Source organism: Ruegeria jejuensis, from assembly GCF_041537905.1.
Classification (GTDB): Bacteria; Pseudomonadota; Alphaproteobacteria; order Rhodobacterales; family Rhodobacteraceae; genus Ruegeria_C.
The window spans coordinates 87,543-101,111 of the sequence record NZ_JBGRUO010000001.1 but is presented as its reverse complement, the minus strand read 5'-3'; the positions used below and the strand labels follow the sequence as shown (position 1 = coordinate 101,111).

General features: G+C 55.8%; 29 protein-coding genes. 3 read left to right on the top strand and 26 right to left on the bottom strand.

Annotated features, from left to right (window positions below):
• Positions 1–43: 43 nt before the first annotated feature.
• From AB1E34_RS00655 to AB1E34_RS00535, 25 genes are all read right to left on the bottom strand, one after another.
• Entirely contained in the window at positions 44–235 is a 192-nt protein-coding gene (locus tag AB1E34_RS00655) for a hypothetical protein (protein WP_372570411.1), read from the bottom strand.
• A gap of 200 nt (positions 236–435) precedes the next feature.
• A complete protein-coding gene (locus AB1E34_RS00650) occupies positions 436–744 on the bottom strand; it encodes a hypothetical protein (protein WP_372570410.1) in 309 nt (102 codons plus the stop codon).
• A 252-nt stretch (positions 745–996) separates the two neighbouring features.
• A complete protein-coding gene (locus AB1E34_RS00645; RefSeq protein WP_372570409.1) occupies positions 997–1,737 on the bottom strand; it encodes a hypothetical protein in 741 nt (246 codons plus the stop codon).
• On the bottom strand, positions 1,734–1,964 hold the full coding sequence (locus AB1E34_RS00640) for a hypothetical protein (protein ID WP_372570408.1): 231 nt from the start codon (positions 1,962–1,964) through the stop codon (positions 1,734–1,736). Before AB1E34_RS00640 ends, AB1E34_RS00645 begins: the two co-directional genes overlap by 4 nt.
• A 257-nt stretch (positions 1,965–2,221) precedes the next feature.
• Positions 2,222–2,497, bottom strand: coding sequence for a hypothetical protein (locus AB1E34_RS00635; RefSeq protein WP_372570407.1), 276 nt, complete (start codon positions 2,495–2,497; stop codon positions 2,222–2,224).
• Between the two features lie 70 nt (positions 2,498–2,567).
• A complete protein-coding gene (locus AB1E34_RS00630; RefSeq protein ID WP_372570406.1) occupies positions 2,568–3,026 on the bottom strand; it encodes a hypothetical protein in 459 nt (152 codons plus the stop codon).
• Between the two features lie 173 nt (positions 3,027–3,199).
• Positions 3,200–3,529, bottom strand: a complete 330-nt coding sequence (locus AB1E34_RS00625) for a hypothetical protein (RefSeq protein WP_372570405.1) — start codon at positions 3,527–3,529, stop codon at positions 3,200–3,202.
• Between the two features lie 37 nt (positions 3,530–3,566).
• Positions 3,567–3,884, bottom strand: a complete 318-nt coding sequence (locus tag AB1E34_RS26105; RefSeq protein WP_445758211.1) for a DUF7768 domain-containing protein — start codon at positions 3,882–3,884, stop codon at positions 3,567–3,569.
• Between the two features lie 5 nt (positions 3,885–3,889).
• Positions 3,890–4,267: a Ref family recombination enhancement nuclease gene (locus AB1E34_RS00615; protein WP_372570403.1), complete on the bottom strand. Its 378-nt coding sequence runs from the start codon at positions 4,265–4,267 to the stop codon at positions 3,890–3,892.
• Positions 4,267–4,482 (bottom strand): hypothetical protein, encoded by a 216-nt coding sequence (locus AB1E34_RS00610; protein WP_372570402.1) that lies wholly within the window; start codon positions 4,480–4,482, stop codon positions 4,267–4,269. The genes AB1E34_RS00615 and AB1E34_RS00610 overlap by 1 nt, the downstream gene beginning before the upstream one ends.
• Positions 4,479–4,817 (bottom strand): hypothetical protein, encoded by a 339-nt coding sequence (locus AB1E34_RS00605; protein ID WP_372570401.1) that lies wholly within the window; start codon positions 4,815–4,817, stop codon positions 4,479–4,481. The genes AB1E34_RS00610 and AB1E34_RS00605 overlap by 4 nt, the downstream gene beginning before the upstream one ends.
• Entirely contained in the window at positions 4,817–5,068 is a 252-nt protein-coding gene (locus tag AB1E34_RS00600) for a hypothetical protein (protein ID WP_372570400.1), read from the bottom strand. The genes AB1E34_RS00605 and AB1E34_RS00600 overlap by 1 nt, the downstream gene beginning before the upstream one ends.
• On the bottom strand, positions 5,068–5,685 hold the full coding sequence (locus tag AB1E34_RS00595; RefSeq protein ID WP_372570399.1) for a lambda exonuclease family protein: 618 nt from the start codon (positions 5,683–5,685) through the stop codon (positions 5,068–5,070). The genes AB1E34_RS00600 and AB1E34_RS00595 overlap by 1 nt, the downstream gene beginning before the upstream one ends.
• Entirely contained in the window at positions 5,678–6,457 is a 780-nt protein-coding gene (locus tag AB1E34_RS00590; RefSeq protein WP_372570398.1) for an ERF family protein, read from the bottom strand. Before AB1E34_RS00590 ends, AB1E34_RS00595 begins: the two co-directional genes overlap by 8 nt.
• 82 nt (positions 6,458–6,539) lie before the next feature.
• Positions 6,540–6,809, bottom strand: a complete 270-nt coding sequence (locus AB1E34_RS00585) for a hypothetical protein (protein WP_372570397.1) — start codon at positions 6,807–6,809, stop codon at positions 6,540–6,542.
• A gap of 42 nt (positions 6,810–6,851) precedes the next feature.
• Complete coding sequence (locus tag AB1E34_RS00580) at positions 6,852–7,298, bottom strand: hypothetical protein (protein WP_372570396.1); 447 nt, start codon at positions 7,296–7,298, stop codon at positions 6,852–6,854.
• A gap of 2 nt (positions 7,299–7,300) precedes the next feature.
• Complete coding sequence (locus AB1E34_RS00575) at positions 7,301–7,486, bottom strand: hypothetical protein (protein ID WP_372570395.1); 186 nt, start codon at positions 7,484–7,486, stop codon at positions 7,301–7,303.
• Complete coding sequence (locus AB1E34_RS00570; RefSeq protein WP_372570394.1) at positions 7,483–7,743, bottom strand: hypothetical protein; 261 nt, start codon at positions 7,741–7,743, stop codon at positions 7,483–7,485. Before AB1E34_RS00570 ends, AB1E34_RS00575 begins: the two co-directional genes overlap by 4 nt.
• Before the next feature lie 317 nt (positions 7,744–8,060).
• Positions 8,061–8,270 carry a hypothetical protein gene (locus tag AB1E34_RS00565; protein WP_372570393.1) on the bottom strand — a complete coding sequence of 70 codons (210 nt, stop codon included), beginning with the start codon at positions 8,268–8,270 and terminating at the stop codon, positions 8,061–8,063.
• Positions 8,270–8,563: a hypothetical protein gene (locus tag AB1E34_RS00560; protein WP_372570392.1), complete on the bottom strand. Its 294-nt coding sequence runs from the start codon at positions 8,561–8,563 to the stop codon at positions 8,270–8,272. The genes AB1E34_RS00565 and AB1E34_RS00560 overlap by 1 nt, the downstream gene beginning before the upstream one ends.
• The gene (locus AB1E34_RS00555) at positions 8,560–8,859 is read right to left on the bottom strand and encodes a hypothetical protein (protein WP_372570391.1); all 300 of its coding nucleotides are present in this window, start codon (positions 8,857–8,859) and stop codon (positions 8,560–8,562) included. Before AB1E34_RS00555 ends, AB1E34_RS00560 begins: the two co-directional genes overlap by 4 nt.
• Before the next feature lie 2 nt (positions 8,860–8,861).
• Positions 8,862–9,152: a hypothetical protein gene (locus AB1E34_RS00550; RefSeq protein ID WP_372570390.1), complete on the bottom strand. Its 291-nt coding sequence runs from the start codon at positions 9,150–9,152 to the stop codon at positions 8,862–8,864.
• A gap of 4 nt (positions 9,153–9,156) precedes the next feature.
• Positions 9,157–9,459 carry a hypothetical protein gene (locus AB1E34_RS00545; RefSeq protein WP_372570389.1) on the bottom strand — a complete coding sequence of 101 codons (303 nt, stop codon included), beginning with the start codon at positions 9,457–9,459 and terminating at the stop codon, positions 9,157–9,159.
• Positions 9,460–9,687: 228 nt separating this feature from the next.
• Positions 9,688–10,062 (bottom strand): hypothetical protein, encoded by a 375-nt coding sequence (locus tag AB1E34_RS00540; RefSeq protein WP_372570388.1) that lies wholly within the window; start codon positions 10,060–10,062, stop codon positions 9,688–9,690.
• Between the two features lie 10 nt (positions 10,063–10,072).
• Positions 10,073–10,270, bottom strand: a complete 198-nt coding sequence (locus AB1E34_RS00535) for a hypothetical protein (RefSeq protein ID WP_372570387.1) — start codon at positions 10,268–10,270, stop codon at positions 10,073–10,075.
• 203 nt (positions 10,271–10,473) lie between these two features.
• Between AB1E34_RS00535 and AB1E34_RS00530 the strand changes: the two genes are divergently transcribed.
• Positions 10,474–10,899, top strand: a complete 426-nt coding sequence (locus tag AB1E34_RS00530) for a hypothetical protein (RefSeq protein WP_372570386.1) — start codon at positions 10,474–10,476, stop codon at positions 10,897–10,899.
• Between the two features lie 305 nt (positions 10,900–11,204).
• On the opposite strand, the gene AB1E34_RS00525 is transcribed toward AB1E34_RS00530, so the two are convergent.
• Positions 11,205–11,543 carry a hypothetical protein gene (locus tag AB1E34_RS00525; protein WP_372570385.1) on the bottom strand — a complete coding sequence of 113 codons (339 nt, stop codon included), beginning with the start codon at positions 11,541–11,543 and terminating at the stop codon, positions 11,205–11,207.
• Between the two features lie 938 nt (positions 11,544–12,481).
• On the opposite strand from AB1E34_RS00525, the gene AB1E34_RS00520 reads away from it, so the two are divergent.
• Positions 12,482–12,721: a hypothetical protein gene (locus tag AB1E34_RS00520; protein WP_372570384.1), complete on the top strand. Its 240-nt coding sequence runs from the start codon at positions 12,482–12,484 to the stop codon at positions 12,719–12,721.
• Positions 12,714–13,550 (top strand): DNA cytosine methyltransferase, encoded by an 837-nt coding sequence (locus AB1E34_RS00515; protein ID WP_372570383.1) that lies wholly within the window; start codon positions 12,714–12,716, stop codon positions 13,548–13,550. The genes AB1E34_RS00520 and AB1E34_RS00515 overlap by 8 nt, the downstream gene beginning before the upstream one ends.
• Positions 13,551–13,569: the final 19 nt, after the last annotated feature.

Genomic DNA, 13,569 nt, shown 5'->3' with positions numbered 1-13,569 from the left:
GCCACCTGCTCATTTCCCCGGTCTCTATAGAATTGCTCAGGCATCATGCTCCCCCCTCCGGTGGCTCGGACATCATGGCCAACACTCTGTTCTTGTATTGCTCCTGCATGTCTGGCCAGAGCAGGCGGAACTCCATGACATTGATAGAGCCTGCGAGCTTTGCTGCGGCGCGTTCAAGCTCGTACATGTTTCTCGGTGCTGGGTTCACAGGGTCGTTGATTGGCTTCCAGGTCATGGGGTGTCCTTTCCAGTCTCCATTCTCTCGAACTTTGGGCACTTCCGGCAAATGCGCTCCAATTCGAGATCACCACTCTCGTACCAGTCAGACCATTCGTGTTTGCACAGTGACAAACGCCACCTTCTGAAGCGCGGCAACAACCACATCAGAATGAGGTAAAACGATGTGCCACTAAGCACGCCCAGAATGAAGTCCATTCACCCATCCTCACTGGGGGAGAGAGCGGCGCGGGGTTTATCCAGCCACTCTCGGGAGACAAGTTTTGCGCCTGGCTTGAGACCTAGAGACTTCCTCAATCGTACGTTCTCCGCCCGCAGGTCTTTGATGGCTTGGGCGGCCTCCGAGTAGACCGCAAGCGCCGGATCACGAGGGTTCTCACCCAGACATCGACAGCAGATTACTTGCTCACGGTAGTTGATTTCCAAGGCAGGTGAGCCGCAATGAATGCAGGCTTTGTCATGAGAAAAGGCGTCCAACTTCCGCACCAGTTCGTCATAGTCAGTCATTGTGCTCTCCCTCAGATAGCAGGGCGCGGAGGCTATGGCCGCAGCATGGACATTTCGACAGACACTTGGCCTTAATGAGCTTTTTGATTGTCGGAACGTCTATTGTTCTGCCTGCCTTGAACCGGCCCGCAGTTGCAGGTGAAATGTCAGCGGCCCTGGCAATCTCTCGCACGCCCATGGTCTCGTATGGTTCGAGGCCATCCAGCTCGGCTTGTAGTTTGGCAATCCGCGACTTTATCTCTTCCGCCCTGTTCATGTGTCGCCTTCCTCTGCCAGAGCGCGGAGGGTGGGCGGCATTTCAGAGCCAACATCTTTCAGTGCTTCATCAAAGTCGGCAAAAACACCGATTAAGGCCCGCTTGAAGTCACGAGCATCTCCGTGCCATGACTTGTCCGCAATTGCCTCAAGCCTGTTTCGCGCCCACTGAGCCGTTTCGATTAGGTTCACGATTGCCGCCTCCCTCAGCCCTGTCTGGGTGTACTGGGGAAGTGGTGAATGCTTCGGCTTGGCTGCCTGTTTGGCTCTGATCTTCTCGACCTTGGTCCAGACGCGCGCCAGTTCGCGCTCAGCTTCGGCGTCTAGTGAAACCCCATGCGCGGTACAAAGGGCGGCGAGCGTGTTCATGACGCCACCTACTTCTTGCCCAAGCTCGCCAATCTCACGGCCATAGACGTAATCGACGAGCTGCATAGCCTCCGATTTTGTGCATCCACCTGCCTGAACAAGCTCAAGCGCTTCCTCTAAGAAGCGGTGATTTCGTTCGACCTTGTCTGCGCCAATCTCCTCGCCAAAGCACGTCAATATCCAATCGTGCACTCGGCTTTGATACGCCTTCACCTGCGCGGTGGGGCGGGCATCGGCGCGGACGAACTCAACGCCTGGATCTTCACCCGGCCAAGGCTCGTCACTGAGGAATTCAATGAACCATTCGTCGTCTTCATCAAGCTCGCAGTGAGCCCAAATGCGGGGTGGCGCTTTGTCTGAGTTACTCATGGTTGGGTGTCCTTTGCGGGAACATTAGTGCATCCAAGTTGAAAGGCGTCTGACGCGGCGCGGTTGCACATGTGAACGACAAGCTCGGTTAACTCGTTGACCTGTGAGACCGTCATTTCAGTGAGCCCGCTTCCAAGACACCAGCCCTGGATCAGTTCTTTGTTTTTTCGGTTGGCGCGCTCGCGAAGCTCTTTGTAGGCCTCTATCTTTTCAGGTGTTTGACCCATGCTCGCCTCCCTTCTTGAGGGCGCGGATGGTGTCGTAAGCCTCCCCTCGTGAAATCATGGAGCGCAGCATTGGGTACATCGCTTCTGCCGCTGCCTCTAAGGGCTATTCCATGCCGCATCGCGTTCGGCGCATGCCTCGCAAAACTCGTTCCAAACCTTTTGCAGGAAGTTGCAGGCCTCCTCGTGGTTGCCTTCCTCTCGGATTGAATTGATGAATGCGGCGGGAACGTGTGGTGCGTCCTTCTGTCTCTGCTCAGTCATGGCGAGCCTCTCCTGGATTTCTCATATGCGTCGATCACGGCCCAAGCCTCGTCATCGTTCAGCGGTATTGTCGCCGCCAATTCCCCATCGACAGACAAATGGTCCAGCGCATCGCAATTATCTTCAAGCACCTGCTCTGCACTGGTGCCGTAGAGCGTGATTGCGAACCTCTTGCCGTCCTTCCAGTGGCTGCATGTCCACGGCTTCATTCCACCAATCGTGGGCGTGTCGAATGCCGGGTGGTCTACCGGCGCTGGCCCTCTGTCCGTCATCTTTCTTCCTTTCATGGCATATCGGGGTGCAAGTCTCGCAGGGCGGTTATGAGGCGCTCGGGGTTGGGCATCAGAGGTACACAGAGTCCAAATCTCCGGCCTCGATGGCGGCCAGATACTTGTCCATCTCTTCCACTGTTTGTTGACTGGACTTGATTTCTCGCTGCGCCTCTGCGCGCTTCACAAGCACGTTCTCCCGCATTGTCTCGGGGTCTTTTTGGGCTCCAGCCTTCAAGTAAATCGGAGCGCTGTAGTCGTTGGAGTGCCGCGTATCGACAACGTCGTCTGGACGGTAGTAGGGCACTTTCCATTTATTGATGACGGTCATCTCGTTGGCATTGCCGAGAAACCTCAGATCAACAGCGGTCACATCAACCGGCTTGCTGTTGTCTGACCAAAACGTGTCGTACAGCTTTCCATCTCTGGCGATAGCGATGCGCGAGTAACAGTGATAGGACTGGAATGCGCCGAAGTCGTTGCGCTTCATTCCGTCCTTCCAGAGCCAGTTGTAAATGTCGCCGTCCTTCATCTGCTCTGCTCCTCTCATGGCATGTCGATTAGGCGTTCTCTGGTTATTGGGCAGGGATGGCCGGTGATTTCCTCGCCATCCGCTTTGACGGTGATCCTGCCATCCGGCTCTGTGCGCACGTACTTCCTCCTGCACGTATGGGCCATTGGGGCCGGAGGGCATGATGGTGCAGATCATGACGGGTTCTTTCGTTCGGAGAACAAGGCGATCTCCGCAGCGCGTAAACAGCTTTCACAAACCAAGAGATCGTTGATCCCGTCGGAGAGAGCTGCCGCGCGCTCAACTGAGTCGTCACACAGATCACATGAAACCCGCGTCCATGTGTCATTCCCGATGATCTGGTCAATGCGCTCAGGCGTTCTCTCTTCCAGAGTCAGCCCATTCAGTTTTTCTGTGATCCTTTGTTTTTCGTCGGATCCGCTTCCCTGATATCCTGCGTATCGCTGCGCCCACCTTTTCGGAGCACCAAGAGCTTTGCCTTTCCGTGTAACGATCTCGGTCATCACATCGCCTCCAATATCTGCGCCAGGAGCGTGCGGGTCATTGCGGACCTCCGAGACTGCGCAATTCCACGGGGATGCCCGCCTCTTTGGCGCGGTCGATGCCGTACTGCATTCCCTTGGTGATGCCGCGATCCGTGTAGACGACACTTGCCTGCGCCACGTCACGCCATGCGAGACCTGCGTCGATGCCCCAAGCCCTCTCGGTGGGTATGTCGTCGTCTAAGATGCCCGGCTGGGTGTAGAGTAGGTGCGATGCTATCGGGGCCTCCCCGCGAGACAGGCTGTCTCTGACGCACGCACGCGCGTATTTCACATTTCCCTCGACGTCTCCCGCATATGGGCTTTCGACAATCACAAGTCTCAATAGTCCAACTCCATATCGCTAAGGGCCGCGCGCACCACTGGGATGAACCCATAATCGGGGCCATAGAGCCGCTCCCAAGTCTCTTGAGCGTTATGGAAGCCCACTTTGTCCTCATCGCCGGGGTAGGGTCGCAGCTTGTTGTGGTGTGAGTGGCAGAGAGGTATTGCCTCACTGTCCGGCGTTCTCTTCTGTCCGTAGCGACCGCTTTTCCAGTGGTGCACTTCGGTCGGGCTATTCTGGGTCATTCCGAACAACTGGCAGATCACGCATGGAAGCTGTTTGACCCGACCCATGTGCTTCTTGCCCTCGCGCTTTTCCTTCGCGGTGAGCGGTTGGACCTTCTGGCCGATAGGGGGTAAGCCTGCGAGGTTCATTACGAGAACTCCCCGCAGCCGTTATGGAAATCCAAGACCTTCAGCTTGAACGTCTTTTGTCGGTAGTGGTTAACGAGATTGACGCCGCGCTCGTCCCTCATCTGGTACTCAGGGTGAGATCCAGATGTCTTTACCCATGTGAAACCCGTGTCTGCGCCGTCAACGAAGATGCGATTATCGCGCTTCAAAACTACTCTGTAGGCATCGGGGTTCACGGCGCTCTCCTCAGATTGGCATTCAGAGACCGGAACACCTCAACCAGCGTCTCAGCGGCCTTTCTCAGCCCCATAGCTTCCTCATGGGCGACGATGGCTTGAACGTGTTCTTCGACTGCCTCCAGGTATCTGTCGGACCCCTTGGCGGCCTGTCTGCGAGCCTCTGCGCTTCCGGTTGCCAACTCAAAAGCCAGAGCCTCGGCGCGCTTCACCATGTACTCCGCCCGGTCCCGGTTGCCCTTAAGTTGGGCAATCAGGGCGGCGTTATGCACAAGCCATTCGGTTGCGGCTTCGGCGCGTTGGGCGGTGATGGGGCCTTTGAGTTGGAATTCCATCAGACCTCCCTCCGCATCATGGCCAGATCGTATTTGACGATGGAGTTGGACACCTTCAGTGCACGGGCGATCTTGGCGGTAGTCAGCCCCTGTTCACGCAACCCCCTAACGGCTTCCCGACGCTGAACGATGTGTTTTGACACTTCACGCGGGGCCACCCGCTCCGGGGCTTTCCCAAATATCCCGAATGATCGACGCATACGGCGATTGCAGAGCTGGGCATCGGCCTTCATGGCGGCGAGGGGAGACATCATGCGGCCTCCTTCTTGTATTCTCGGTTGAGGTTGACGACCGTCTCATCGACCTTTGCTAAGAACTGCGTCACTGCCTCGGTAATCTGCTCGGAAAGCTCAGGGTCCAGCGGGACAGCCTGAACGAATAGCTGCATTTCCGGGGGCAGAGCGGGTGAGAATGAGACGAAGTCACACACTGTTCGCCCCGTGCAGATCATCTGCCAGTGCATTTGCAGGATGTATTTGCGGTCAATGTTTGCGCCGCTGAGCGTCTTGATGTGCGTGGCGGGCTGCGGGCACTTGATTTCAACAAGAGCATCCGCGCCAACCAGTCCATCGGGGCTCGCACCGGACATTGACAGGGTCGGGTGCGGGATAAATCCTACCTCTTGAACATCCACCCCCATCGCCAACTCATACATCGCGCGGGCTTGTGGCTCGGTCTCGGTGCCGTGCAGCATGGCCGCTGACTGAAACGTTTCTGTCGGCTCCCCGGTCAGGCGCTCACAAACAAGCTGCGCGTGATAGTTCTGGTACCCGGCTGTGGTGGGCTTCATCATCACATCAACGATGCGCGACGCCGTAACCTTTCCGAGGCGTTCATTGTGCCACTCGATAGTCCGTTGCTCAGTCATTGGCTTTGGCCTCCTGGTATTTTTTCAGGCGGTCCATTGCTTCCTTAAAGCGGGCGGCGGGGAACAATTGTAGATCAGCGCTGTCAGGGTCTTTGTGTCCGAACGCCAAATGGAATTTGCGCGGGTCCATCCCGCTTTCTTCCAGCTTGTCGCGAAGCTCCACGAACTGCTCAGACGAGACGGTTTCCGTTTGCTTGGGAATGTTGCCATCCGTGTCGTCACCGATAGCAATGTCCCATACTGCGCAGAACAGATAGCGCCGACCGTAGGACGTGGTGCTGCCATAGGCGTGCGTCTGTGTCTTGTTGACCGTACCTTTCGGTCCCTTGTCGTCAATCGGCACCTCGGAAACGTCGCTTTCTGAGTGCGATCCGCGCCGCAGGGTCCAGCGCATATTCAGATATCCGTCGCGACCGCCAGCTACCGGTACTGCGTTGAAACTAAATCCGTATTGGGTTGCAATCGGCTTGCATTCGTCGTAAATATTGTTTAGTTTCGCGTACTTACTGCTGGTCTGGTCATTGTTGTGACGCGCGGCGATCTTCGGCATTTCTGCCTGCGCCTGCGCAAACGCCTCATTGAAGGCCGTCTCTGCGGCCTTGTCCTCAAGACGCTCTTTCATAGCGAGCATCCGTTCCAGCTTGTCGATATCGGCGTTCGGGTCCATCGCAACCCGCTCGATCATCGTCACCATGGGGTCAGCGGGCAGCAACGAATGATCCTCGGTGCCCGGTACCGCTGTCGTCTCTTGCACTTTCGCGACTTGGTTCATTCTCTTATCTCCTCGCCCCGCACCCGAAGGCGCGGGGACTTGCTGTGAGCCCTTGGGCTCGGTGGGCCACCGGGGGTGGTGGTTAGTCGTTGAAAAGGTGCTTGGGCCAACTGACGATGAGGCCACGGCCAAGGCTGTCGATATGCGGGGTGTACTGAGCCAGGTCGGCGCAGACGCTATCGCCGAGCGCGGCTCCCAGCTTCACCATCTGGGCCTCGCTATCGAGCGTGACCGCGTATCCCTCGTGAGATGAGCGACCGAAGTATTCGCCGTAGAACTCACCCTCTATGCCGGAATTCATCACGGCCATTTCGAAATCTTCGAGGTCTAACTTTTCCATCATCATCTCCATTCGGTGTTCAAAAGACCCGGTCAGGCCGCGCTGTGGTGTGGGTTAGTCGTACCGCCAGCGAAGGCGCTCGTTCAGTTGCTCGACCTCCTTTTCAAGGTCGGCAATGCGCGCATCTTTGATTTCGTCTGCGTAGAGCTTTGCGAGTGTTTTGCGCACTTCCTCGGTGCGGTAACCTTCGGGGCTGATGTACTTTCGGTTCGCCCATTTCTCGCCACCAATCAGTGCTTTGACGCTGTTCTCAACCATGTCCCGCATGACACCAGCAGCGTTGTATTCGGTGTCGCAAAACAGGTAGTCCCGGAAAGCGTCCCAGACCTGAGACTGTATCTCGTCCATGAGCGGCTTCATGACCGCTTTGGCCAGCTTCTCGGCGTGCTCTTCTTGCCAGTGAACAAGGAAACGGTTCGCCACTTCTGACGCCGCTTTGTACTCTGCGCCAAGGGTTGGGCTGCTCTCAGCAAATTCAGTCTGTTCTTGCGAGTAGCCCATCCTCAGTACCTCTCTTCTTCATGGTTCAGCAGGACGTCGTTCACGTCTGTTATTGCTGTCGTCAGTATCTTTCCGACCTCAATCCCGAGCATGAACGCGATGGCCATGGCTAAGAGGGTCAGGCAGAACTTGTTCATGCCTCGCGCAAGCTCACGGCGGCGGAGTTGGCTTGCTGTGGGGAGGGTCATGCGTCACCTCGGGCGGCGAGCCATTCATCCCAGGTCAGGACCTTGCCATCCACGATGGTCTTGGCCACCTTGACGTGAAGGGCTACGTCCTCACCGACCAAATCAAGAGTGGCTTCGAACATGGCTTCCGGCTCACGGCGATCAAACGCGCACTCACCGCAATATTGAAAGGAAACCGGACCGAGCGCGGAGCAAGCAGCACCAAGCGCCTCTTTCTCTTGGCAAACGTCGCAAAGATATGTGGGCGTCTCACTCATCACTCATCACCTCCAAGGGGTCCAATAGGGAACAAATCCCAGTTCGTTTCGCGGTCGGGGGTCATGACTTGCCCCACGAGAGAAGAGGAACGGAATGGACGTCCCGGTAGGTTAGATTGAACCGGGCTACGGCCCTTTCGCGGTCCGCTTGGCTGAGAGACGCAAGGGCATAGAATGCAGCCTCCACAGGGTCTCTTTGCTCTGCTGCACGCATGCGGCGGGCATTCTCGGTGTATTCAAAACGCGTCATCACTCGTCTCCATTCTCAGGTCTAAGTATCCGGGCCACGTTCGGGCCGTAGAGCTTGGCAGGGTCGGTCATGACGCGCCTGCCGACTTCTTAACGCCGTCCAAATCCTTGATGATCTTCGCTAGGGTTGCGCGTCGGTGAAGCCGTCCAGCCTTCTGACTAAAAACTCCGCCGAAGCTGTGATTGGGCGCGTCTGCATGCTCAAACCACACGAGCACCTTGCGGAAGCCGCGACGCTTCAAGGCCGCCTTGAATTGACTATCACTCATGTCACGCATCACTCGTCTCCATTCTCAGGTCTAAGTATCCGGGCCACGTTCGGGCCGTAGAGCTTGGCAGGGTCGCGGAAGGTCATGCGTGCCAAAAAGTGCGAATTGTAGGAAACGCGATGGAACGCATCGAGCGTCGCTCTGGTTTCTGGGTGCCGCGCGCGGTTCATCACTTCGATGAAATCGAGAACGAACAGGCGCTCCTTCAAAGTTCTGTCGTTGCACCGCAGCAGCCAAAGCAGGGCTGCAACAGCAACACCAGCCAAGGCGGCGGCAGGGGGTATGGCGTAATAGGCGGTCATTGCTCGCCCTCGGGAAGGAGGGACTTTAGGAACTCGACCTCGGCACGGGCGGCTTCGTGAAAGGCTGGAAGAAACACGTCCAGCGCCTCCACAGCATCGTCATACGGGGTATCATCGCAGGCAGGCTTTCCTGTGCGCTCCATCACCGGACAGCCGCGACAGCAGGAATCCATGAAGAGTTTGCAGAGTGGGCAACTAATGGCTCCAACCAGAGCCTCTGTGTTGCGCTCAACCGTCGCGTTCTTCTCCCACTTCTCAATACTGGCCTTGAGGGCTTCTAGAGTGCGCTTGTCCATGGTCAGATACCCTCGTCCACGGCTGTGAAATGGTCCTCGATCCGATCCACCGTTTCAGGTGTCAGAAACCGCATGGCGATTTCGCGGGGGTAGAAGTTGGTCAGTGAGCCGCTTTCGACCTCAACGCCAACAAGCAGAAGGCCAGTTTCGGTTTCATCGAAGTAACCAGTGCAACCCTCGTTCTCGACGTTCTCTTTGTCGGTTTCTTCAATCCAGTTGTCAGTGATGTCTTCGGTGCGGTCGCAGAGCGGCGCGGTCCGTGTCCGGGCTATCTGTGTTCTGTCGAAAGGCATCGTCTCAACTCCCCACCAGATGACCACGACCGGCATCGATAATGGCCTGCTCAATGGAAGCTTCGCGCGCCTCAATTGCCTCTGCGTCCAACGGTTCGGATTCGGGCTCAGCCTCTACAAGCTCCGCACCAAAGAGTTCGGCCAGCTTTTCGATCTGCTCCCAGGCTTCCTGACGATGGGTCTTGGCCATGGCTTGGGCGAAATCATCATCGACCCCCTCAAGCGTGATGAACTTGGTGATGCTCTCGGAGATGCTCTGTGCGCAAGTCCTGGCGTAGTAGCGGTCAATTCCAGTTGGTGTTTGCATCGTCTCAACTCCGTTCTGTTGAGATCAATGTAGGGGGACAAAAGTCCCCTGTCAATTAAAAAGGGGATAATAGTCCCCTAAAAGTTTGCGGCCAAAAATTGGACTTTCAGCCAGAGCGCAAGAATCAGTAACCACTGACTTATCTGCTGCGCGTTTCTGCCCGGTCAGGATCGCCCAACAAAAAACCCCGCCGGAGCGGGGTTGGTGCAGTCCCCTGGTGGGGGAAGATCAGGTTAGGCGCACGTTCCGCCAGATCGACATAAAGATAATCACGGCAGCATAGATCAGCGCTAAGAACAGTGTGACCTCACTGCCCGCTGTAGAGTCGATTGCTGGTGTGAAAGAGGGAGCGCCTTTCATTTTGTCCAGTGCGTCCATATCGAACTTCTCTGGGAAGGAAAGCTTATAGGAACTGTACAGCATGTTTAGCAGTAGGCACACGATAGGCACCAGCGCCATGCAGTTGGAGACCAAATTCAATGTTAGGTCTACGCTGGATTTATCGCGCTTCTTGTAGTGGCACCAAGCCACGACGCAAAGCGCAATCACTGGCCCCGCAGTTATCGTAAAAAAATTTATCTGAGCGGGCGAAATAAGCAGCACAGTGGGGAGGTTAGATCACATGCGTAAGCTTGGCCGCAGCCAGACCCAAGGCTCCCACCAGCGCACTAAGCGCAATTCCGGTCACCGGAACCAAAAGCGCCGGACCGCCAAATGTGCTCAACATGACGGATGCCGTTACCGCGACGATGAAGAAGATACGAAATGCTTTAATATACTTAATCACAACATAGGCTCCTGTATCTTTCATTCTGGGCATAGATAGTTGCGCCTATCAAGCTTGACAAATCACATTTTCCAGCGCCGACGACAGAAAATCACACAAAACTCGTGAGCAATCCGTTTCTCCATAGATTCCAGATAAGTGCAGATTCGGCAACCTGACACAAAAGCGGTCAACTACTTAACTGGACAGGTATTTCCCGCTCGCGGTATCGTGAGGTGGGGGTGCGCATGACAAGCGTGAAGTGCCGGGAACGCCGTGAGTTCCTGAAGCGATACGACGAGGTTACGAGGATGCTGGGGGTTGAGCAGCCTGCAAGATGGCTGTTTCAGGCACTTGACCTTGAGCCGATAGGTTGGTGGCGCAAGGACTTAGCCGAAGGCGCAGGAATATCCCGAGGCAACATGGACGGTAAGATAGATCGCAATATCGAGGCGGGTTACCTGTACGTAAAATCCCGTAAAATATACATTTCAGATGCAGGTTCACGCGTCCTTAGTCAGGTTGAACAGCAGACAACCCAGATAGTCCTCGGCAACCAGAGGGGGTTCACGGACGACCTGATTCGTCATTTTCGCGATCTACCCCGAAATACGATTGATCCCCGAGCGAGAACAATTCGTTACGAACGGCGCATCAATCCGATTTTCGAGTAAATTGAGACTCTTAACCGTGTCATTTTTGTAATCGGCGTTTTTGGTGTGTTCGTTGACCCAGTGTCAACATGACAGATATGATTTTGAAAGGCTCATTGAAATCATGAGCTTACTAGCATGTTAACCATGCTGGTTTTTTCCTGACAGGAGGCACAACCCGTGCAGGGGGCGCTTTGGAGCGCATGGGTAGGCTTTGTTCAGGGTGGGGAATATAGGGGAAGTGATGCACGACCAAGAAATTGTCTCTAGCGCGCGTTCAATACGCGAAAAGAGGGCTCAGTACATTAAGATGCTGAAAGAGGTAGTCAGTCTGACCCTTGGCTCTTCCGCCCGGCGATCCCTCGTCCAGAAGCTTTCCAGAACTGACGCTCTTCAGGAGATAGCCGATTGTAAATCGAGACTAGCTCAGCTTGGTCTCCAATGTCCTCATCATCAAGAAACTGATCAATCGTCAGGCCCAGAAATTTAGCTACCTTCTTCGCGTCGTCTATGTTGGTTGAGCGCTCTGGTTTCTGGTTCACCTTCTTTAGCTGTTCATACGAAACACCAGACCCCTCAGCGATCGATTTAAGCGAGCGCTTCTTCCCATCTGTGCCTCTAGTTTCTACCGCTTTCTTGAGCGCTTGATGGAATGTGAGTGTCATAAGGGGACAGTAGTCCCCAAGCATTGGCGAATAAAGGCGACAATAGTCCCTTGACTAAAGGGGATAAAAGTCCCCATATTGAGGTCATGACACAAAATGACCTTCTGGATCAAATTCGCGAATTCGCGTCCGCAAAGGGCTGGGCACCGGCGACGGTGACAAGTCGAGCTGTGGGAAACAGCCGTCTCTTCGCGAGGCTTGAGGAGGGGGGAAGTTGCACCTTCTCCACCGCTGATCGGATCATCGCGTTCATCAAGGACAATACGGAAGTAGCGGAGGCCAACCAATGACCTCCGCCCTTCACACTCAGTTTCAAACTTCGAACTCGTCACAGGTTCGAAATAGGAACGGGTGTACTCAAATGTCATGGTCAAAAGTTATGGAGCCGCGCGACTTCCGCGCTTTTTTTGCTCTGCGTTGGTCGCAATTCCTGCATGAAAACTACCGGAACGCCGAAGAGGTCTCGGTAGAGTTCGGGGTCAGGTATCAGACCGCACTCAATTGGTGGCAAGGCACCAACCGCCCATCGGGTGACGTTGTTGCAATGGCCTTTCTTTCTCACGGCGAAAGTCTCGCAAAGCACATGAGGGCAACCGCTTGACCCCAATTCTATACGCAATCCGCGCAATGGTTCGCGGCCTTATCCGGCTCTTTCTCTGGGCCGGGTTTCGGTTGGAATGGGTCGCTACGCGACTTGTTCCTCTGCAAAAAAATTTGACCAAACGAATTGAGGGGAAAGTCGGTGGCTAATTCACCTGAAAATCCCTCCCCAGCATCCCGCCCGCGCCGGGTAAGCGCGCAACAGAATTCGGCACCCCTCTCACGGAACGCCGATAGGACAGCAGGCGAGCGGTTTTCTCGTACTCCTGACGCAAGCCTGAGTGCAAGCCTCTACCCGGCGGGGTGTCCGAAGCCGGGGTCACACATTGGAGGGCGTCATGGGTGAGCGCTTAACGGTCGATCTGCTTGAATTGATGCGCTTGGCCTTCATTGAGGGCTTCAAAGCATCTGGCGAGGGTTACAACGGCGAGTATCCATTCGACTATTGCGACAGCCGGATTTCCCGTGAGCTTTCAGAAGACGCAGAGCGCTCAGTATCAGAAATCCTATCCGCGCTAAGAGCAGAGCAAATCGACACCCCCGCCCCAGCACATACAGGGGGAACGGCACATGGGTAAGTTGAAAGTTCTCGACCTCTTCAGCGGCATAGGCGGCTTCAGCCTTGGCTTGGAACGCACGGGCGGGTTTGAAACCGTGGCCTTCTGCGAGATCGAGGAATTCCCGCGCAAGGTCCTGCGCAAACACTGGCCGGAGGTGCCGTGCTATGAAGATGTCCGGAAGCTTCCCTTTCATTTGGAAAGGCTCCAAAGCGCAGACGTTGTTACGGCGGGCTTTCCGTGCCAGGACATATCATTCGCTGGAGATGGTGCCGGACTTGCCGGTGAACGTTCCGGCCTTTGGTGGATGGTGCGCCGAACCCTTCGCATGGTACGACCACGGCTCGCGCTGCTGGAGAACGTGGCAGCGCTGCTTAATCGAGGAATGGGAACGGTACTCGGAAGCTTGGCCGCGATCGGGTATGACGCGGAATGGCATTGCGTACCGCTTTCGGCCCATGGCGCTCCCCACAGACGGGACCGAGTTTGTATTCTTGCCTACCCCGAGGGCGAACGCTTCTCAGAAGCGTGGAGAGTTCGATATCAACAACAAGCGGAATGGCTTTCCCGCTGCCGTGAAGCGGCTGTTTCTGCCGACACTGGGCAAAAACGAGACCAAGGGCGCAAGCAGGAAGAGGTATCTGGGGTCACCGCATTTTCGTGGTGCAAAGATGTCCGAGGGGTTGCGGACCTGCGAGAGCGATCCGACCTACCTACACCCCTCTTTCGCGGAGGCTGTGATGGGGTTCCCGATTGGGTGGAGCGAATCGCCGCCTGCGGAAACGCATACTCGCCCGTAGCGGTTGAGGGTCTTGGCCACGCCATTCTCCAAGCGGAGGCAGGCCAATGACTGAGCATCTCGCCCTTGT